This is a genomic window from Pedobacter punctiformis (assembly GCF_027213715.1).
Classification (GTDB): domain Bacteria; phylum Bacteroidota; class Bacteroidia; order Sphingobacteriales; family Sphingobacteriaceae; genus Pedobacter; species Pedobacter punctiformis.
Genome location: NZ_JAPWGM010000001.1, coordinates 163,660 through 182,924, shown reverse-complemented (window position 1 = coordinate 182,924; position 19,265 = coordinate 163,660). Strand labels below are relative to the sequence as shown.

At 36.4% G+C, this 19,265-nt stretch carries 17 protein-coding genes; 10 read left to right on the top strand and 7 right to left on the bottom strand.

The window, feature by feature from the left end:
- Nucleotides 1–2: 2 nt before the first annotated feature.
- Entirely contained in the window at nt 3–659 is a 657-nt protein-coding gene (gene can / locus O0955_RS00775) for a carbonate dehydratase (RefSeq protein WP_269425636.1), read from the top strand.
- 156 nt (nt 660–815) lie between these two features.
- Here the strand turns inward: can and O0955_RS00770 are convergent, their stop codons facing one another.
- The gene (locus tag O0955_RS00770; RefSeq protein ID WP_269425635.1) at nt 816–1,535 is read right to left on the bottom strand and encodes a DUF3667 domain-containing protein; all 720 of its coding nucleotides are present in this window, start codon (nt 1,533–1,535) and stop codon (nt 816–818) included.
- 42 nt (nt 1,536–1,577) lie between these two features.
- Here O0955_RS00770 and O0955_RS00765 point away from each other — a divergent pair, with 42 nt between their 5' ends.
- Nucleotides 1,578–1,733, top strand: a complete 156-nt coding sequence (locus tag O0955_RS00765; RefSeq protein WP_269425634.1) for a hypothetical protein — start codon at nt 1,578–1,580, stop codon at nt 1,731–1,733.
- Here the strand turns inward: O0955_RS00765 and pruA are convergent.
- Both pruA and O0955_RS00755 read right to left on the bottom strand, forming a co-directional pair.
- Nucleotides 1,730–3,364 carry an L-glutamate gamma-semialdehyde dehydrogenase gene (pruA, locus tag O0955_RS00760; protein ID WP_269425633.1) on the bottom strand — a complete coding sequence of 545 codons (1,635 nt, stop codon included), beginning with the start codon at nt 3,362–3,364 and terminating at the stop codon, nt 1,730–1,732. The genes O0955_RS00765 and pruA overlap by 4 nt on opposite strands.
- A 161-nt stretch (nt 3,365–3,525) precedes the next feature.
- Nucleotides 3,526–4,665, bottom strand: a complete 1,140-nt coding sequence (locus tag O0955_RS00755; protein WP_269425632.1) for a sterol desaturase family protein — start codon at nt 4,663–4,665, stop codon at nt 3,526–3,528.
- A gap of 155 nt (nt 4,666–4,820) precedes the next feature.
- Between O0955_RS00755 and lpxK the strand changes: the two genes are divergently transcribed.
- Genes lpxK through O0955_RS00740 form a run of 3 tightly spaced genes read left to right on the top strand, consistent with a single transcriptional unit; the run spans nt 4,821 to nt 8,680 of the window.
- Nucleotides 4,821–5,882: a tetraacyldisaccharide 4'-kinase gene (lpxK, locus tag O0955_RS00750; protein WP_269425631.1), complete on the top strand. Its 1,062-nt coding sequence runs from the start codon at nt 4,821–4,823 to the stop codon at nt 5,880–5,882.
- Complete coding sequence (locus O0955_RS00745) at nt 5,854–6,669, top strand: purine-nucleoside phosphorylase (protein ID WP_269425630.1); 816 nt, start codon at nt 5,854–5,856, stop codon at nt 6,667–6,669. Before lpxK ends, O0955_RS00745 begins: the two co-directional genes overlap by 29 nt.
- 10 nt (nt 6,670–6,679) lie before the next feature.
- Nucleotides 6,680–8,680 (top strand): putative porin, encoded by a 2,001-nt coding sequence (locus tag O0955_RS00740; protein ID WP_269425629.1) that lies wholly within the window; start codon nt 6,680–6,682, stop codon nt 8,678–8,680.
- 62 nt (nt 8,681–8,742) lie between these two features.
- Here the strand turns inward: O0955_RS00740 and O0955_RS00735 are convergent, their stop codons facing one another.
- Together O0955_RS00735 and O0955_RS00730 are read right to left on the bottom strand one after the other, a co-directional pair.
- Nucleotides 8,743–9,447 carry a porin family protein gene (locus O0955_RS00735; protein ID WP_269425628.1) on the bottom strand — a complete coding sequence of 235 codons (705 nt, stop codon included), beginning with the start codon at nt 9,445–9,447 and terminating at the stop codon, nt 8,743–8,745.
- A 289-nt stretch (nt 9,448–9,736) separates the two neighbouring features.
- On the bottom strand, nt 9,737–10,918 hold the full coding sequence (locus tag O0955_RS00730; protein WP_269426588.1) for an asparagine synthetase B: 1,182 nt from the start codon (nt 10,916–10,918) through the stop codon (nt 9,737–9,739).
- 226 nt (nt 10,919–11,144) lie between these two features.
- Between O0955_RS00730 and O0955_RS00725 the strand changes: the two genes are divergently transcribed.
- Together O0955_RS00725 and O0955_RS00720 are read left to right on the top strand one after the other, a co-directional pair.
- Nucleotides 11,145–11,606, top strand: a complete 462-nt coding sequence (locus O0955_RS00725) for a peptidylprolyl isomerase (RefSeq protein WP_199157085.1) — start codon at nt 11,145–11,147, stop codon at nt 11,604–11,606.
- A gap of 71 nt (nt 11,607–11,677) precedes the next feature.
- Complete coding sequence (locus tag O0955_RS00720) at nt 11,678–12,226, top strand: DUF5606 family protein (RefSeq protein WP_269425627.1); 549 nt, start codon at nt 11,678–11,680, stop codon at nt 12,224–12,226.
- 299 nt (nt 12,227–12,525) lie between these two features.
- Here O0955_RS00720 and rlmH read toward each other — a convergent pair whose 3' ends face one another.
- Nucleotides 12,526–12,999: a 23S rRNA (pseudouridine(1915)-N(3))-methyltransferase RlmH gene (rlmH, locus tag O0955_RS00715; protein WP_269425626.1), complete on the bottom strand. Its 474-nt coding sequence runs from the start codon at nt 12,997–12,999 to the stop codon at nt 12,526–12,528.
- A 44-nt stretch (nt 13,000–13,043) separates the two neighbouring features.
- Between rlmH and O0955_RS00710 the strand changes: the two genes are divergently transcribed.
- The 3 genes from O0955_RS00710 (at nt 13,044) to O0955_RS00700 (ending at nt 16,745) form a co-directional block, all read left to right on the top strand.
- Nucleotides 13,044–14,858: a MutS-related protein gene (locus O0955_RS00710; RefSeq protein ID WP_269425625.1), complete on the top strand. Its 1,815-nt coding sequence runs from the start codon at nt 13,044–13,046 to the stop codon at nt 14,856–14,858.
- Nucleotides 14,859–14,945: 87 nt separating this feature from the next.
- Entirely contained in the window at nt 14,946–16,283 is a 1,338-nt protein-coding gene (locus O0955_RS00705) for a GH1 family beta-glucosidase (protein WP_269425624.1), read from the top strand.
- 54 nt (nt 16,284–16,337) lie between these two features.
- Nucleotides 16,338–16,745: a hypothetical protein gene (locus O0955_RS00700; RefSeq protein ID WP_269425623.1), complete on the top strand. Its 408-nt coding sequence runs from the start codon at nt 16,338–16,340 to the stop codon at nt 16,743–16,745.
- 84 nt (nt 16,746–16,829) lie between these two features.
- Here the strand turns inward: O0955_RS00700 and O0955_RS00695 are convergent, their stop codons facing one another.
- Nucleotides 16,830–19,112 (bottom strand): aconitate hydratase, encoded by a 2,283-nt coding sequence (locus tag O0955_RS00695; RefSeq protein ID WP_269425622.1) that lies wholly within the window; start codon nt 19,110–19,112, stop codon nt 16,830–16,832.
- Between the last annotated feature and the right edge of the window lie 153 nt (nt 19,113–19,265).

The window sequence follows — 19,265 nt, the reverse complement described above, 5'->3', positions numbered from 1 at the left end:
TTATGTGCGCAAAAACTATAGAAACAAAAGATATAACATACGATAGTTTATTACAGGGAAATAAGGATTGGGTTAAAGATATGCTCGACATCAATCCAGGCTATTTCGATAAATTATCAGCAGGACAAAACCCACCGGTTTTATGGATAGGTTGTTCGGATAGCCGCGTACCTGCAAACCAGATTACCAACACAATGCCGGGCGATATATTTGTACACCGGAACATTGCAAATGTTGTGGTTCATACCGACATGAACATGTTATCTGTTTTAGATTATTCGGTTAATGTTTTAAAAGTAAAACATGTAATTGTTTGCGGTCATTATGGTTGTGGTGGTGTAAAAGCTGCTTTAGGCAATAAACAAGTGGGTATAATTGATAACTGGCTGAGAAATATCAGGGATGTGTACCGCATGCACGACCGCGAAATGGAAACCATGAAAGATCCTGAACAAAAATTTGATCGTTTAGTGGAATTGAATGCTATTGAAGGTGCTGCCAATATAATGAACACTTCTATTGTACAAAGTGCATGGGCAAGCGGACAGGAATTATCTGTACATGCATGGGTTTACAGCTTAAAAACAGGTTTAATAAAAGATTTAAAAGTAACGAGCTCAAGTCTTGAGGATGTTACACCTGCTTTTAAGGTGAGTTAACCCATGCCATCCCATTGATGTATTTTTTTTAGTTCTGAAGTCCCGGTGTATGCCGGGGCTTTTTTTATTTAGTTGTGGGCTAACTTGACAGAAACCTGCTGCAACTGCTTTTCAAATCTATTTTATTGATATATTTTGTGAATTTAATTTGGCGTATTAGTGTTTTGATATTAAACCGAAGAGCAAGCCCAAAAGCATTGCCAATAAATAAAAGCTAGCATATCCTAATACGTAAGCTACAAGTGCTTTCAGATAGCTTGTGGTCTTTTTTCTCTCAAAAAACTGTCCGATTGCCCATGTGCAATATGCAAAGCCAACTATGCCTGCAATTTGCATCAGATGAATTTTGCTTAAACCTTCTGCAATGGCAAAAACTGAAAAAAACAGCATGCCCATTCCCATTACAAAGCATAAAAGGATTAATATTTCGAAAAAATTATAATTATATTTTCTGAAAAATAATTTTAGCCATAAAGCAATAAATGTTCCCATCATAATGTTTGCATAACCATAATGATTTTGTATCCATTCGAAAATTGCACTCGTTGCTGTCCTTTTAGCTTCATCAAACTTAACATAGCCATCTTCCAGGTGAAAGAAGTGATTTATAACGGAGTAAACTAAAGAGGATACAATGATGAAAATAATGGGTTTTACAAGTCTGTTCCTGTTTTCCGATATAAATTCTTTGACACTGTTTCCGGGTCTGACTAATAACTCCTTTATGGTGTAGAAAATTCCTTTTTCGAAATGCAGCACATGCTCAATTTCGTGTTTTATATAATGTCCGTCAATTCTTTTAAGCTTTGCCGGATATCCGCAGTTTGGACAGTAATTTTCTGATAATAATTGGTTGCAGTTTACACAGGCGGTCATTTTTAAGATCTGTTTTGAGTGCGTAATTTAATTTCAGTATTGATGTGGCCTAAATTAATAAAAATTGACAAAACAGCTGGTCTAAAGATTAATTTAACCTTAAGCGATTCTTGTAAAAAAGAAAAAACCCCTGAGCAATCAGAGGTTTTAAGTGGTCGTTCTGAAATAAATTCAGTGGGATGTGTATATAAAAATTAATCTTCTGCTAAAAACGGGTAACGATAATCTGTTGGGGATTCGAAAACCTCTTTAATGGTACGCGGAGAAACCCAACGTAACAAGTTAATCATCGATCCGGCTTTATCGTTAGTGCCCGATCCTCTGGCACCACCAAATGGCTGCTGACCAACTACAGCTCCTGTACATTTATCGTTAATGTAGAAATTACCTGCTGCATTACGTAAAGCATGAGAAGCTTTGTCAATCGCATAACGATCCTGAGCAATTAAAGCACCGGTTAAAGCATAAGGCGATGTGGTATCAATTACTTCTAAAATCTGATCAAAATCTTTGTCTTCATAAACGTAAACTGTTAAAACAGGGCCAAACAATTCTTCACACATCGTAGCGTACTTAGGATCGTCAACCACTAAAACAGTCGGCTCAATAAAATAACCTTTGCTCTTATCGTAATTTCCGCCGGCAATAATCTCCACACCTTTATCTTTTTTAGCCTGATCGATATATTTAGCTAATTTATCAAATGAACGCTCATCAATAACCGCATTAATAAAGTTGCTGAAATCTTCAGTGCCACCCATTTTAAAGGTTGCTAAATCGCGAATCATTAATTCTTTAATGGCAGGCCATAAGCTTTTTGCAATGTAAACACGACTTGCCGCCGAACATTTTTGTCCCTGATATTCGAAGGCACCACGAACGATTGCTGTACTTGCAATATCAACCTGTGCTGAAGGATGAACGAGGATAAAATCTTTACCACCAGTTTCGCCTACAATGCGAGGATATGATTTATATTTATGAATGTTAGTACCAATGGTTTTCCAGATTTCCTGAAATACTTTTGTAGAGCCTGTAAAGTGAATACCGGCAAAATCTGCATGGTTAAAAATTACATTACCAGTTTCCGGTCCGTCAGCATAAACCAAATTAACTACGCCATCAGGTAAACCCGCTTCGCGGAAAATTTCCATTAACAGGTTTGCTGCATAAACTTGTGTGTCGGCAGGTTTCCAAACCACCACGTTACCCATCATTGCTGCCGAAGCAGGTAAATTTGCTGCAATAGCTGTAAAGTTGAAAGGGGTTAACGCAAATACAAAACCTTCTAAGGGGCGTTGTTCTACACGGTTCCAGCTTCCTCTTGGTGATACCGGAGGTTGTTGTTTGTAAATATCAGACATGTAACTTACGTTAAAACGTAAGAAATCAATTAATTCGCAAGCTGCATCAATTTCTGCCTGATAAGCATTTTTGCTTTGGCCAAGCATAGTTGCCGCATTTAATTTATAACGGTATTTGCCGGCAATTAAATCAGCCGCTTTTAAAAAGATGGCCGCTCTGTGTTCCCAGTTTAAATTTTCCCAGTCTTGTTTTGCCGCTAATGCCGCATCAATAGCCTGGTTAATGTGTGTTTTATCGCCAATGCTAAATTGAGCTAAAACATGCTGGTGATCGTGTGGAGGAACAACTTTACCTTTTTTTGAAGTATGCACCGCTTTACCACCGATATACATCGGGATATCCTGCTGATGAGAACGGGCTTCAGCAAGTGCTTCTTTTAAAAGTGCACGTTCTTTGCTACCCGGAGCATAGTTTAAAATAGGTTCGTTTACCGGTGTTGGTACGTTAAAAAATCCTTTAAGCATGATGTTTTAATTATGATTTGCGCAAAGATAATGGTTTTATACATAGCCAATTCTATAAAACTGTCAGAAAATAAAGGCTTAATCAGGACAAACGTTTGATGAATTGATAAAACCGGCCGGTTTTGAACGAAATGACAGAGAATTAAGCAAAATCAGATAAGTTATCGATCGCTTCGTTCTTCCATATTTAAATCGGTATCAAAAGGACTTTTTGTAAACGGATAAATAGATTGTTTTATAAAACCCTTTGGATAAGCGGCCTCATGTACACCCGTTCCGGCAGGCCATGTTTTGCCCGGCAAATAGTAGGTTCCAAATATCATATCAATAAAAGGAAATATGGAGGCAAAGTTGTGCCCATAATATTTAGGATCTTCGCAATGATGCCAATGATGGTATTGCGGTGTCGTAAAAATGTATTTTAACGGACCAAAATTAATCCGGGTATTTGCATGGATCAGTACCGCATGAATGGCAATAAATATGATGTAAACATTAAATACAGTAGGCGAAAAACCTAAAATATATAAAGGAATAAAAGTCATGGCCCGGGTAAAGAAAATATCTATAAAGTGTGTTCTGCTGCCTGCAAGCCAATCCATGTTTTGAGTAGAGTGGTGGATAGAATGAAAACGCCATAAAGCTACACGGGTATGGAAAAAGCGGTGTGCCCAGTATTGAAATAAATCTGTACTAAAAAAAGCAAGGAACAATGCTACTGCAAATGGCAGACTTTGAACCCAAAGATGTACCTTTTCTAAACCCATCCAGCCAAAAAATACAATTGCAGGTTTTTGAGTTACGATACCAAAAAATTGGATAAACAAATGGCTGATTACAAAGTAAGTTAAATCGGTTCTCCATTCTTCATGAAACTTGGTTTGCGATTTGTTCTTCGGAAAAAATAATTCTAAAGGCACAAAAATAGCGACCATTAAAAGCAAGTCTAATATCATCCAGTCCAGCCCAAAATGCCAGCTGCTTTTTGCCACATCAGTACCTCTTACGGTTAAAGCCCCTAATATAATGGCTGTTCCTGTTATAGCTGAGCCAATAAAAGCAAGTTTTATTTTTTTGCTGAGTATTATACTTAATAATGCAAAAAAGAAAGAAGCAATTACGCCAAAAATCATTAAGGCTTCTGCAATAGATTTGGTGTAAACCTCTCTGAATTCGGGGGTAGTTAATTGTTCCGGATACCTGAAGCAGAAAACACTCAGTAATACCAAAACACCTAAAAAAATTGATAAATATCCACTGATTTGGCCCTGGCCAACTTTTAATCTTTTATTCGGTGACATTGAGTTTGTTAGTTTATACAAAGCAATAATAATAAAAATAAATTAAATGTGTTTTTTCAGAAAGCAAACTATTTTAATTGTTTCAAGGTTCAATTATAAGGTATTGATAGCGCATGCCTTTCTTTTTTAAATAATCTGTATTTTTGAAACACCGTATGCTAATTAAATATTTACGCCTTTTCCTTTTTCCTTTTTCTATCCTCTACGGTATGGCCGTCATCCTTAGAAAGAAGCTTTACGACTGGAAAATTATTCCTTCAACAAAATTTAATCTGCCGGTGATTTGTGTCGGTAATCTTGCTGTTGGAGGCTCCGGTAAAACGCCTGCAACCGAATATCTTGTTCGTTTGCTGACTGATTATAAAGTAGCCATTTTAAGTCGCGGATACGGAAGAAAAACTAGCGGTTTTATACTTGCTGATGAAAACGCAACTGCTGAAAGTATAGGCGATGAGCCATTGCAGTATTATAAAAAATTTAAACAAGTTACAGTTGCCGTTTGTGAAGACAGGGTAGCCGGAATCAATCAATTACAGGATCATCATGATGTTATTATTTTAGATGATGCTTTTCAGCATAGAAAGGTGACAGCTGGTTTTAATATTTTGCTGTTCGAATTTAGTAAACTGGGTAAATTTCAGTTTTTGCTTCCGGCCGGAAATTTAAGAGATGTTTTCTCTTCGCGTAAAAGAGCAGATGTATTATTGGTGACGAAATCTCCCATACCTTTATCACACATGGCGCAGCAGGCATCTGTAAATGAATTGCAGCCAAATAACAATCAGCCTGTATTGCATTCTTACTTAAAATACGGTGATTTAAAAGGTTTGTATAAGAATGAAAAACGTAATCTGGATTCGGTTAAAAATGCTGATATTTATCTTTTAACCGGAATTGCAAACCCCGAACCATTAATTGAAGAATTAAAAAAATATACAGATTCAATTCATCACCATCGTTATCCAGACCATTATGCATTTAGTTTGGACGATATAAAAAAGTTGAAAACAGATTATGAAACCGGTAAGCGAAAAGAAAAAATCATCATCACAACAGAAAAGGATAGTCAACGTTTAAAAGCTATCGGATTTGAAGATTTACTGGTAAATTTACCGGCATATTATTTACCCATTGAGGTTGATTTATTTGAAAAGGATAAAATTAACTTTGATGAACTTATTTTAAACTATGTTAAGAGCAATAGAAGAAACCGTTGAATATATAAAACGTAAAACTGAAAATTTTAAACCAGAAATAGGCATTATTTTAGGCACCGGTTTAGGTGGCCTGGTTAAAGAAATAGAAGTAGAACATCAGCTGATGTATTCTAATATCCCAAATTTTCCAATTTCAACCCTCGAATTTCATAGCGGTAAACTGATTCTTGGAACTTTAAACGGGAAAAAAATAATTGCTATGCAGGGCCGTTTGCATTATTACGAAGGTTATAGCATGCAACAAATTACCTTTCCGGTAAGGGTAATGAAAGGTTTAGGCATTGAAAGTTTAATTGTTTCAAATGCTGCGGGTTCTTTAAATCCTGAATTTAAAAAGGGCGACTTAATGATTATCGAAGATCATATTAACTTGCAGCCTGATAACCCATTAAGAGGCTTAATAGAAAGCGAATTGGGACCACGTTTTCCGGATATGAGTGAGCCTTATAAACGTTCTATCATTTCAAAGGCCATCGAAATTGCCAAAACTGTTGATGTAAAATGCCACAAAGGGGTATATGTAGCGGTTTCCGGCCCGAATTTAGAAACAAAGGCAGAATATAAATATTTACGCTTAATCGGTGCCGATGCTGTTGGCATGAGTACTGTGCCTGAAGTGATTGTAGCAAACCATGCAGGTTTACCTGTTTTTGCAATTTCTGTGTTAACGGATGAAGGTTTCCCTGAAGAATTGAAACCTTTTAACCTGGATGAGATTTTGGAGGCTGCAGCAAAGGCAGAACCTAAAATGACTAAAATTTTAACGCAGCTAATTTCTGAGTTATAACATGGGGCACTTGTTTAAAATCTGTTTTTTTGTTTTGCTGTGCATCGGGCTGAATAGTGTTTATGCGCAGGATTTAAAAACAGATATTGGTAATAATAAAGAAGCTGATTCTATCCGTAAAAAACTGGATGGTAATAAAGATAGTGTTGTTTATACAGCTAAATTTATCCGTTTTACTAAATTATCTCTTGCAAAAGACAGCATTATTTTGTTGCCGCTGGATACATCAACCGTAGGTATCCAAAATTATAGCCCGTTATTGCAGCCAAAACACCCAACTATAAATAATGGTAATATGGGGTTGGCGGCAAGACCTTTATTGTACGAGCCCAGTAAAAGAATCGGTTTTGATGAGGGATACCATTCTTTAGATTATTATGCTTTAACGCCTGAAGATATTATTTACTACCAAGCAAGAGCACCTTATACCAGTTTGTATTTTATCAGTGCCGGCCAAAAAGAGCAGCTTTTTAAAGCTACGCATAGTCAAAATCTAAAGAAAAACTGGAATGCGGGGGTAAATTTTAACCGCGGAGATTCCCGTGGGTTTTATTCCAGACAGCGTGGTGATAATTTAAATGTAGCCATATTTACCTGGTATCAATCTCCAAATAAACGGTATAATTTATGGGCGTCGGCTATATATAACACCATGCGGGCTTATGAAAATGGTTCGGTGGCGCAAGACACTATTTTTTCGCCCAGGTACCAGAAAATCAGTCGTGATGCAGAACAGGTAAATTTAACAACAGCCAGAAACCTGTACCGTAAAAATACTTTGTTTTTAAAGCAAACTTACTACGTTGGTCGTATTGATTCTTCTTTAACGGCCAATAACTCGGTTTTACCAACCAATAAAATAACTTATACCGTTGAGTATAACAGCAATGGATATGACTTTAGTAAAAACGAGGCTGATAATCATGTTGCTTTGCCTGCCGCTTTAATTCGCGATACTAATCTTGCTGATGCAGCAAGTTATACAAATGATTCAACGCATGTTAGCCGGATTAAAAATGAATTTATTTATAGTTTCTTTTTACGACCGAAAAATTCATCAGTTATCAAAAATGAGTTAAAAATAGATGCCGGAATCAGACACGAATATTATCAGTATCAAGCCCTGGGCTTTAGGAGCAACAGAACTTTATATGAAGATCTTGATTTCTCTTTTCAGAACATTACAGTTTTAGGTTCCTTAGGCTACAGGTTTACAGGCAATATTGACCTTAATGTAGATGTACAGCAGATTTTTCAAGGCAGAAATGCAGGAGATTTTCTTTATGAAGCAAAAAGTAATGTTTTGTTGAGTAAATCTATTGGCCGCATTGTTTTGGGCGCTTATCTGCAAAACCAATCGCCATCAGAACTTTTTAACCATTACAATGGAAACCACTATAAATGGGATAATAACTTCGAAAACACTAAGGTTGCTAATTTATCTTTCAATTATATTAATGATAAGCTTGGAATTGATGCCGGTGCAAAGTATTTCTTAACCACTAATTATTTATATTTTGGAGTGAGTGGAAATAATACCATTGTACCCACCCAGGAAAGTGGCGATATTAGTTTAATCCGCTTAGATATTTCTAAAAAATGGAGGTTCGGTAAATTTGTTGTCGAAAATTATCTCGCTTATCAGAAAACAGATAAACAGGACATATTAAGAACACCGGATTTTTACACCTGCAACAGTTTTTACTTAGATCAAACCTTTTTTAAGGTGTTAAAAGCCAATATTGGTTTTGATGTAAGATATAATACTGAATATGCAAATTATTCATATTCGCCGGCAACAGCTCAATTTTACATTCGCGACAATACCATTATGAAATCTACACCAATAGTAGATGTTTACATTAAGGCAAATTTAAAACGGGCAAACCTGTTTGTTAAGTATGATTACGTAAATCAGGGCTTATTTAGTCCTGGATATTATACGGTTAAACGTTACCCAATGCAAGATGCATTATTGAAATTTGGAGTAACTTGGAACTTCTACGATTAATAAAAATTTAAGGCACAAAAAAAGTCCCGATGCAAATCGGGACTTTTTTTATGTGGCTACAATTAGAATGAATAACCAACTGAGAAACCTAATACACGGTTAGTTAATTTGTTATCATCAACTCTGCTATCTTTAGGAATCAAGTTTGAAAGCCCTAAACCATAGTTAGCACCTACAGTAAATCCTGAATTTAATCTATAAGCTAAACCAAAGTTTGCACCAAATTCAGTACTGCTTGCATCTTTATCACTTGAACTACCAAATTTTAAATCATTTTCAGATGAACTATTACCCGCTGCATTGGTTCCGGTAGTTGTTGATTCAATTTTGTTTTTACCAGAAATATTGAATCCAATGTAAGGACCTGCACTAATTTGAACGGCTCCTGCATCACCAGTAGGGATACGGAAAACTGCATTAATCGGCACTTCAATTACCATCAAATTTGTTTTAACAGCGTTTGTAGTGGTTAAATTACCCACTGTAGTTGTTTGTTCAAACTTTGCACCTTTGTTTTGTAACGAGATTCCTGGTTGAATAAAGAAGTTATTTCCAACACCAAAATCACCATAACCCGTAATGTTAAAGCCAACATTATCTTTAACATTGTTATTGTAATCAGTAGCACCGTCTCCGCTTGCATGGAATCTAGAAAGGTTAACACCTGCTTTTAATCCAAATCTAGCCGTTTCGCCAGTCATTTTTGTTTGTGCAAATGCACCCGTTGATAATAGTAACACACTTGCACCAATAAGTAACTTTTTCATAATATTTTTCTTTTATAATATTCTTGTTTAAAATTCCCGGTTTTTTATAATCCGGGTTGTTAATTACAAGCCCCAGTTCCAAAAGCTGTGCCAAAGTATTATTTGTGTTACGATTTTAGGTGGTAAAAGGTTGTTTTACAGCGGTTTCTTGGTGGTGATTAAGGCTGTTCGGTTTGTGAAATGCTAAATTCATATGGTGTTTTGTTTTGTATACATAAAAGGAATAATACCACGTATTGAACTTAAAACAAAGCATAATTTTATTTATAAAACAGGAATTAAATCAGATTTATGTTTTCTGAGGTTTCTTTTTTGCCGCAGGGAACAGCACATTATTTAATATTAAACGATAACCCGGAGAATTTGGATGCAAATTTAAATCTGTAGGTGGATCGCCAACGGCATGTTGATAATCTTCAGGATCATGACCGCCATAAAAAGTAAATTGTCCTTTTCCAATTTCTCCATGCAGGTATCTCACTTCTGCTGCACCTTTGTTTTCGCCTAAAACAGTGACACTGGTTTTAACCAGGTTCTTTCTAAAGGCAGTAGTTTGGCCCATAAAACCTTTAATAACCTTATCATGGTTTTGCGTAAGCATGGTTGGTACTAAATCCCATTTGGCGGAGAAATCAAAGAGCGTGAAGTAATCGTTACTTTCATTAAGGGGCCTGTTTTGAGTCACGTCAATATCCGAAAATTCATAATTCATCGGGTTATTATCCAGCTTAAAGTTCTGAAAAGCCAATGCCTTATTATAATCCAATTTGGATTGGGCATCCGGATCTGCAGCATCCCCATCAAACATAGCAGCGCAAATATCTACACCTTCTGCAGCCAGGGCAATATCAAAACTATCTGTACCGGAGCACATAGCAAATAAAAATCCGCCTCCGGCACAATATTCTTTAATGTGTTTGGCTACAGCGAGTTTCATTTCTGAAACTTTTTTATAACCTAGTCTTTTGGCCATACTCTCCTGGTTTTTTACATCTTCCTGGTACCAGTTTGCATACCTGAAAGTTGACCAGAAGCGTCCATATTGACCAGTGAAATCTTCATGGTGAAGGTGTAACCAATCATACTTGTTTAGTTTATCCTGTAAAATATCATCATCGTAAATCACATCATAAGGAATTTCGGCATAGGTAAGTACAAGTGTTACAGCATCATCCCAGGGTAATTTACTTTTTGGAGAATAAACGGCAATTTTTGGAGTTTTTTCCAGTTTAACCATTTCCATGTTAACCGAAGGATCGCTGATTTCATTTAATAAGTTTACAACTTTTCCATCTGCCAGAACTTCGTAAGAAACGCCTCTTATTTTGCATTCATCCTCTACAGTTTTGTTGTATTTGATTAAAAAACTTCCGCCACGATAATTTAGAAGCCAATCTACTTCCACCTGCTTACTAATAGTCCAGTAAGCTATGCCGTAGGCTTTTAGATGATTCTTCTGATCTTCATCCATATAAATTAACAGAGAAGAAGCTTTAACCAAAAAGCTGCACAGGAGAAGCGCCAGCAGGATATAATATTTTTTTCTCAAAACCTTATTCACTTAAAACACTAAAATACCGCATTTAAACTGTTTAGAAAAATTTAATGATGTTATAAGTTATACAATTTTGTTATTTTTGCCTTTTATGTGTAAAAACAATTGTTTTCATGAAAACAATTAATATTTAAAAATTGATATGAGTAAAGCTATAATAAAAACAGAAAAAGGCGATATGACCGTAGAATTCTACGAAAATGATGCGCCAAAAGCAGTTGCAAACTTTAAAAAATTAGCTAAAGAAGGCTTTTATGATGGAATAGCTTTCCACCGTGTAATTCCTAACTTTATGGTTCAGGGTGGTTGCCCTAACTCAAAAGATCCGGCTAAAGCACACCTTGCAGGAACAGGTGGCCCGGGTTATAAAATAGATTGTGAATTAGATGGCGAAAATCAATATCACGATCGTGGCGTTTTATCTATGGCTCATGCAGGTCGTAATACCGGTGGCTCACAGTTTTTTATCTGCCACAGCAGAACAAATACGGCTCACCTAGATCGTAACCATACCTGCTTTGGTAAAGTGATTGAAAATGTTGATGTTGTTGACGATATTCGTCAGGGCGATAAGATTTTAGCAATCGAAGTATTAGAAGATTAAAAAATGCGTCAGGCTTTTGGCTAGCAATCTTTTTGCTTCAAACCAATTGCTAAACGCTTAAAAATTTATATATGAATTTAAGAGGAATTGTTGCCGTATCTGGCAGACCGGGTTTATTTAAACTGGTAGGACAAAATAAAGTAGGCTATATTTTGGAGAGCTTAGATGCTCAAAAAGTTAAGATTGTAGCCAACATCACCAACACAAAATTAGCTTCATTAGAAGATATTACCGTGTATGGCGAAGATGAAGAAATTAAACTGGTGGATATTTTTACTAAAATATCAGCAAAAGGAACTACACCTGATGTAAAGGCTGATACCGCTACTTTGCGTACTTATTTTAATGAGGTAGCGCCAGGACATGATGAAGAAAAAGTTTATGCTTCAGACATGAAAAAAATTATTACCTGGTATAGCTTAATTAAAGATTTACCTTTATTTAAAGAAGATACTCCTGATACTCCGGGAACAGCTGCTGAGATTAAACTATCAGAAGAGAAAGCTGCCGAAGATAAAAAGCAAAAAAATACAGGTTCAAAAGCGGCTAGTGCTAAAGCAACAACAAAAACTTCGGCACCTGCTAAAAAAGCAAGTATGACCAGTAAAAAAGGCGTTTAAGCTTTTGTTTTATAAAGCAAAAAACACCGTGCAATTTTTGTACGGTGTTTTTTTATGGTCAATTTTTTGTGAAAACTCCTGTGTATTAAGAGAAATAATAAATCAGGATCACAATTATTGCTGATACGATTAAGCTAATCCAAAGGTATTTGTCATTTCCCCGTTGGTTACTTTTAAATCTATAATTCCGTTTATATTTATCCAGTAACATAATTTCCTTTATTTTAATGATGATCTAATCCGGTTAATTCCATATTTGCAAATACATTTTTTAACTGCAAATTTCCATTTCTTTTGCACTAAGCGTGGTGATAGGGCTCACCTTTCAATATACTAAATCCTCTGTACAATTGTTCTACAAAAAATAAACGAATCATCTGGTGAGAAAAGGTCATATCCGAAAGCGAAATTAAGCCATTGGCCCTTTTGTAAATACTTTCATCAAAACCATAGGGGCCACCGATGATAAATATAAGGTGCTGTACACTACCCACCATTTGTTTATTTAAATATGCAGAAAATGCAACAGAAGTATATTTTTTGCCTTTTTCATCTAATAAAATTACAACATCGCCATTGTTAATTTGTTTGTGCAAAAGCTCTGCTTCTTTAGCTTTTTGCTGAGCTTCTGATAAATTTTTAACGTTTTTTACATCCGGTATAGCCAAAAAATTAAAGTTAATATAATGTTTTAGCCGATTGATGTATTTATCAATACCTTCAATTAAATATTTGTCTTCGGTTTTACCTATTGCAATCAGGGTAATCTTCATTTAATATTTTACCTATATTTATCGTTTTTGAGACTTCAAATATAATGTTAAAAACACAACAAGAAATATTATCAGGTTACACCCAAACAATTAATGATTTAACCAGCCAAATCAGTCAAACTAAAAAAAGAATAGACCAGCTTTCGTTTATGCGTATTGGTTTGTTCCTGGCAGAAATACTTTTCTTTGTTTTGCTGCTTAATTCAGCAGATGACATTTGGCGGCCGGTTATTTATTTTGCTTTAATGTTACCCGTAGTTGGTTTTATAATTATTGTGCGCAAGCAAAGTGCACTGGATCGTGAGGTTGATTACCGGAAACAGCTTTTGTGGGTTTACCAAAACGAAAGTAACCTGATGAATGGTCTGGAAAATGGCTATGATCATGGAAGTAACTTCGGGTCAGAGCAACACATTTATACATCCGATCTCGATATTTTTGGACGCTCATCGCTATTTGCAAAAGTCAACCGTTGTTATAGTAAAAATGGTAATGCCTTACTGGCTCGAAATTTAGCAGCAGCTAATCCGGTAGCGGTTATTTCACAAAGACAAGAGGCCGTGAAAGAACTGGTTGAGCAAATTGAGGAAACCTTTGCATTCAGGGCCAATTTGCATGGACACGATATTGAAAAAATAGAGCAGATTAAACAACAGCTTAAAAGTCAGTTGGGAGAACAATTACTTTTTACCCGCTCTAAATTTTTGAAGTTTTACGTTCTTTTAGCTCCTTTTATTTCCATCTCGCTAATTCTGCTGGGTTTATTGGTAAGTGATGTATACTGGAAATTTTTAACCGCGTTTTTTATCATCAATACAGGCTGGAACATTTTAATAAACTCAAAGGTTACTAAAGTGTTTTATTGCTTTGGTGGAGGATTTACGCTTTTAAACGACTATGCTTCGGCAATCCGCTGGACAGAACACCAAAACTGGAAAAGTGCTTATATATTAAACTTGTTTACTTCAAAAATTCAGGTCAGCAAAAGAATAAAAGACCTTTCTGTTATTATTAAGAACTTTGATGCCCGGCTTAATATTTTAGTAGGAGGTATTTTAAATGCACTTTTTATGTGGGATTTAAGGTGTTGCATTAGTCTGGACCGATGGCATCAAAACTCATCCTATGATGTAATTGCGGCACTTAACCGGATAGGAGATTTTGAAGAGTTGATTTCTTTTGCTACGCTTACTTATAATCAGCCAGACTGGGTTTTTCCGGTAGTGAGTGAAAAGTTTAAACTGGAAGGCAAAGCAATTGGTCACCCACTAATTGCTGATAAATTAAGGGTTTCGAACGATTTTAATTTAGAAGAACAACCTACCGTTGATATTGTAACGGGCTCTAATATGGCTGGTAAAAGTACTTTTCTACGCACTTTGGGTATTAATATGGTTCTCGCCTATGCGGGAGCCCCCGTTTGCGCAAAAGAAATGACCTTATCTGTTTTTGTAATTAATACTTATATGCGGATTATAGATTCGTTAAACGAAAGTACTTCTACATTTAAGGCTGAATTAAACCGGCTTAAGATGATTTTGGACAACATTGTTCGGGATAAAACCACCTTTGTTTTAATTGATGAAATGTTGAGAGGGACCAACAGTCGCGATAAATACCTGGGATCTAAAGTTTTTGTAGAAAAATTAATTGCAGAAAAAACTCCGGCACTTTTTGCAACCCATGATTTACAACTTGCCGACTTAAAAGAAACTCATCCGGACACGCTAAGAAATTTCCACTTCGATATTCAAATTATGGAAGGCGAAATGAAATTTGATTATAAACTGAAACAAGGGCCTTGTAAAACTTTCAATGCAGCCATACTGTTAAAAGAAATAGGACTAACTTTAAATTAGTCCATTAAATCTGAGTACCTCATTTTGCTTAAATTGTTAATGGTTAGTTAATATTAAAGTTGCAACTTAAGCCGGGCAATTTCTATTATGGTAAAATCGATTGATTTTGGAGCTGATTTTTTATGGGGAGTGGCTGCCGCGGCAACACAAATAGAAGGTGCAGCGAATACTTACGGAAAAGGGGCATCTATTTGGGATACTTTTTCTGCAAGGAGCGGGAAAATCAAAAAAGGGCACAAGCCTGATGTAGCCTGTGATTTTTACCACCGGTACAAGGAAGATATTGCACTGGTTAAGCTTTTAGGGTTCAAAGTTTTTAGATTTTCAATTGCATGGTCCAGAATTTTACCCACTGGCAGGGGAGATATAAACCCTGAAGGCATTCGTTTCTATCACCATGTAATTGATGAGTGTTTAAAGCAGGGAATAGTGCCTTACATTACTTTATACCACTGGGATTTGCCGCAGGCTTTAGAAGATGAAGGCGGGTGGACAAGTTTTAGCATTAACGCAGCTTTTAATGGCTTTGTAAGCATTTGCGCATTGGAGTATGGGGATAAAGTTAAAAACTGGATTGTATTGAACGAACCTTTTGGATTTACCTCACTGGGTTATATGCTAGGCATTCATGCGCCTGGAAAAACGGGATTAAGCAATTTCTTTTCTGCTGCCTTGCATACGGCGATTGCACAGGCCGAAGGCGGTAAAATTTTACGTGCTGAAATTAGTAAAGCAAATATTGGAACCACTTATTCCTGTTCAGAAGTGATTCCGAATACACAAAGTGAACAGGATGTTTTAGCCGCAAAACGAATTGATTGTTTAATTAACCGTCTTTTTATTGAACCAGCCTTAGGAATGGGCTTTCCGACAGCAGACTGGGATGTGCTGGAGAAATTTCAGATTGAATACGGTACCTGGCGACAAACTGAACGCTTAAAATTTGACTTCGATTTTATAGGTCTGCAAAATTATTTCCCCCTAACCGTAAAATACAATGCTTTTATTCCGGTTATCCAGGCCTGGGAAGTAAAAGCCAAAAGCCGGAAGAAACCACATACCGCAATGGGCTGGGAAATTAATGCCAATAGCTTTTATAATATTGTAAAGCAATTTGCCAGCTACCCGGGTGTCAAAAATATTATGATTACTGAAAATGGGGCTGCTTATCACGATAAATTAATAAATGGAAAGGTAGAGGATGAAGAAAGGATAGCCTATTTTAAACTTTACCTGGAAGCTTTGCTTAAAGCTAAAAAAGAAGGATTAAATATAACCGGCTATATGGCCTGGACTTTAATGGATAATTTTGAATGGGCTGAGGGTTTTAATGCACGTTTCGGGCTGATTTATAATGATTTTAAAACCCAGCACAGAACGATAAAGGATTCTGGATATTGGTGGCAAAAGTTTTTGAAACCGTAATTTGTAGCGTTTTACTGCTGTGTTTCGTTTTACGTTTAAATTAAAGACTAACCAATGAAAACAAATTCAATTAAAAGCAGTGCACTTATTTTATTCGTAATTACTTTGTTTACCTTTTCCGGTTGTAAAGACAATAACTTTCTTCCTTCCACTAGGGATGCGGATGAAAAAGAATTAAAAACCTTATTAGATGAAATTCAGAAAATGTCTGCTGCAGAAACTTGTACAAATTCTTCAGAATGGAAATTTGTACCAATTGGAAGTCAGGCATGTGGTGGAACTATAGGATTTATTCCTTATTCAGTAAAAATAAATACTGATCAATTTTTACAAAAAGTAGAAGTTTACACCAATAAACAAAAAGCTTTTATTGCAAAATATAAAGTAGTTTCAACCTGTGCGATAATTCTTCCGCCAAAAGGTGTTGAATGTATTGATGGCAAACCAAAATTAATTTACTAATATTTTTTACCCCTGTCCGCATAAAAAAATCCCGTTCTGATTTTACTCAAAACGGGATTTTCTTTGGCTTTTGATTTTCAGAATTTATGCCTGAGCTGCTTTAGCTGCAGCATCTCTTCTGATAATGTTTAATGCGCCACCTGCTACAAACCACTCAATTTGTTGAGCATTGTAACTGTGGTTTACATTAAATTGTTCCTGAGTACCATCAGCATGGTGTAATACTAACGTTAATGGTTTATCTGGTGCAAACGTTGTTAAGCCTAAAATATCGATTGTATCATCCTCAAGGATTTTATCGTAATCGTCTTTATCCGCAAATGTTAAGCCCAGCATACCTTGCTTTTTAAGGTTGGTTTCGTGAATACGGGCAAAAGATTTTACCAATACCGCACGAACGCCTAAGTGACGGGGCTCCATTGCTGCATGCTCACGTGATGAACCTTCACCATAGTTTTCATCTCCAACTACAATTGAACCGATACCTGCAGCTTTGTAATCACGCTGAGTAGCCGGAACAGGACCATATTCGCCTGTTAATTCATTTTTAACGTTATCTGTTTTATCGTTAAAGTAGTTAACGGCACCAATAAGCATGTTATTGGAAATGTTATCTAAGTGACCACGGAATTTTAACCATGGACCGGCCATAGAGATGTGATCTGTTGTACACTTACCTTTAGCTTTAATTAATAGTTTTAAGTCTTTAAGGTCAGTACCTTCCCAAGGTTTAAAAGGATCTAATAATTGTAAACGGTGCGAAGTTGGAGATACCAGAACTTCAACCGATGAACCATCAGCGGCTGGCGCCTGGAAACCAGCATCCTCAACTGCGAAACCTTTTGTAGGTAATTCATCGCCTGTTGGTGGATCTAATTTAACCTGCTCACCTTTATCATTTGTTAAAGTATCTGTTAAAGGGTTAAAAGCAAGGTTACCTGAAATAGCAATTGCAGCAACCATTTCTGGCGAAGCTACAAAAGCAAAAGTATTCGGGTTACCATCGGCACGTTTAGCAAAGTTTCTGTTAAACGAGTGTACAATTGTATTTTTTTCTGCTTTCTCTGCACCAACGCGATCCCACATACCAATACATGGTCCGCAGGCATTAGTGAAGATGGTTGCATTTAAATCTTCGAAAGTTTTTAAGAAACCATCACGGTTTGCTGTATAACGAACTTGCTCAGAACCTGGGTTAATACCAAAATCCGCTTTGGTTACCAAACCTTTTGCAATGGCCTGGTTAGCAATTGATGCTGCTCTTGATAAATCTTCATAAGAAGAGTTGGTACAAGAACCAATTAATCCCCATTCTACTTTTAAAGGCCACCCGTTTTTCTCAGCTTCAACTTTCATTTGAGAAACAGGAGTTGCCAAATCTGGTGTAAAAGGGCCGTTTAAATAAGGTTCTAATTCATCAAGATTAATTTCTATAACCTGATCGAAGTAACTTTCAGGATCGGCATAAACGGCGTCATCGCCAGTTAAATGTTCTTTTATTTTGTTTGCTTCATCAGCCACTTCGTTTCTGCCTGTAGCGCGTAAATAACGCTCCATGCTTTCATCGTAACCAAATGTAGATGTTGTTGCACCAATTTCAGCACCCATATTACAAATGGTGCCTTTACCCGTACAGCTCATAGAAGTAGCGCCATCACCAAAATATTCTACAATTGCACCAGTACCACCTTTTACAGTTAAAATACCCGCAACTTTAAGAATAACATCTTTAGCAGCAGTCCAGCCATTTAATTTACCGGTTAATTTAACACCGATTAATTTAGGGAATTTTAGTTCCCATGGCAATCCGGCCATTACATCACAGGCATCAGCACCCCCAACACCAATGGCAACCATACCCAAACCACCTGCGTTTACCGTGTGAGAGTCGGTACCGATCATCATTCCACCCGGGAAAGCATAATTTTCTAAAACAACCTGGTGAATAATACCTGCTCCTGGTTTCCAGAAACCAATACCATATTTATTTGATACAGATGATAAGAAATCAAAAACTTCTTTACTTTCTGTTTTTGCATGAGGAAGATCTATCGCAGCACCTTCTTTAGCTGTAATTAAGTGATCGCAGTGTACTGTTGAAGGAACTGCAACTTGTGGGCGGCCAGCCTGCATAAATTGCAAAAGAGCCATTTGAGCCGTAGCATCCTGCATAGCTACACGATCCGGAGCAAAATCTACATAATCCGTTCCACGGGTAAATGCTGTTTTTGGATCGCCATCCCAAAGGTGTGCGTATAATATTTTTTCAGATAGTGTTAAAGGTCTGCCAACTACTTTACGAGCTGCATCAACGCGGCTGCCGAAGTTTGCATAAACCTTTTTAATCATGTCTATATCAAAAGCCATCGATTTTATTGGTTAAAAGGTAATACTTCTATTCTATTAGCTGCGAATTTACAAAAAAAATATCCCTATAGCCGTCATACTTACATCATTGTATTATTTGGAAGAATTCTAAATAAACTGCAATTCCAAATGCATCCGGCAAAAGCAAGGATA

Bases quoted from the DNA above. Each gene is read 5' to 3' on its own strand.
- rlmH (WP_269425626.1), bottom strand. From the start codon at position 12,999: ATGAAGATTACCCTGATTGCAATAGGTAAAACCGAAGACAAATATTTA.
- lpxK (WP_269425631.1), top strand. From the start codon at position 4,821: ATGCTAATTAAATATTTACGCCTTTTCCTTTTTCCTTTTTCTATCCTC.
- O0955_RS00720 (WP_269425627.1), top strand. From the start codon at position 11,678: ATGAATTTAAGAGGAATTGTTGCCGTATCTGGCAGACCGGGTTTATTT.
- O0955_RS00735 (WP_269425628.1), bottom strand. From the start codon at position 9,447: ATGAAAAAGTTACTTATTGGTGCAAGTGTGTTACTATTATCAACGGGT.
- O0955_RS00705 (WP_269425624.1), top strand. From the start codon at position 14,946: ATGGTAAAATCGATTGATTTTGGAGCTGATTTTTTATGGGGAGTGGCT.
- O0955_RS00725 (WP_199157085.1), top strand. From the start codon at position 11,145: ATGAGTAAAGCTATAATAAAAACAGAAAAAGGCGATATGACCGTAGAA.
- pruA (WP_269425633.1), bottom strand. From the start codon at position 3,364: ATGCTTAAAGGATTTTTTAACGTACCAACACCGGTAAACGAACCTATT.
- O0955_RS00745 (WP_269425630.1), top strand. From the start codon at position 5,854: ATGTTAAGAGCAATAGAAGAAACCGTTGAATATATAAAACGTAAAACT.
- O0955_RS00765 (WP_269425634.1), top strand. From the start codon at position 1,578: ATGTGGCCTAAATTAATAAAAATTGACAAAACAGCTGGTCTAAAGATT.
- O0955_RS00700 (WP_269425623.1), top strand. From the start codon at position 16,338: ATGAAAACAAATTCAATTAAAAGCAGTGCACTTATTTTATTCGTAATT.
- can (WP_269425636.1), top strand. From the start codon at position 3: ATGTGCGCAAAAACTATAGAAACAAAAGATATAACATACGATAGTTTA.
- O0955_RS00695 (WP_269425622.1), bottom strand. From the start codon at position 19,112: ATGGCTTTTGATATAGACATGATTAAAAAGGTTTATGCAAACTTCGGC.
- O0955_RS00710 (WP_269425625.1), top strand. From the start codon at position 13,044: ATGTTAAAAACACAACAAGAAATATTATCAGGTTACACCCAAACAATT.
- O0955_RS00770 (WP_269425635.1), bottom strand. From the start codon at position 1,535: ATGACCGCCTGTGTAAACTGCAACCAATTATTATCAGAAAATTACTGT.
- O0955_RS00755 (WP_269425632.1), bottom strand. From the start codon at position 4,665: ATGTCACCGAATAAAAGATTAAAAGTTGGCCAGGGCCAAATCAGTGGA.
- O0955_RS00730 (WP_269426588.1), bottom strand. From the start codon at position 10,918: ATGGATGAAGATCAGAAGAATCATCTAAAAGCCTACGGCATAGCTTAC.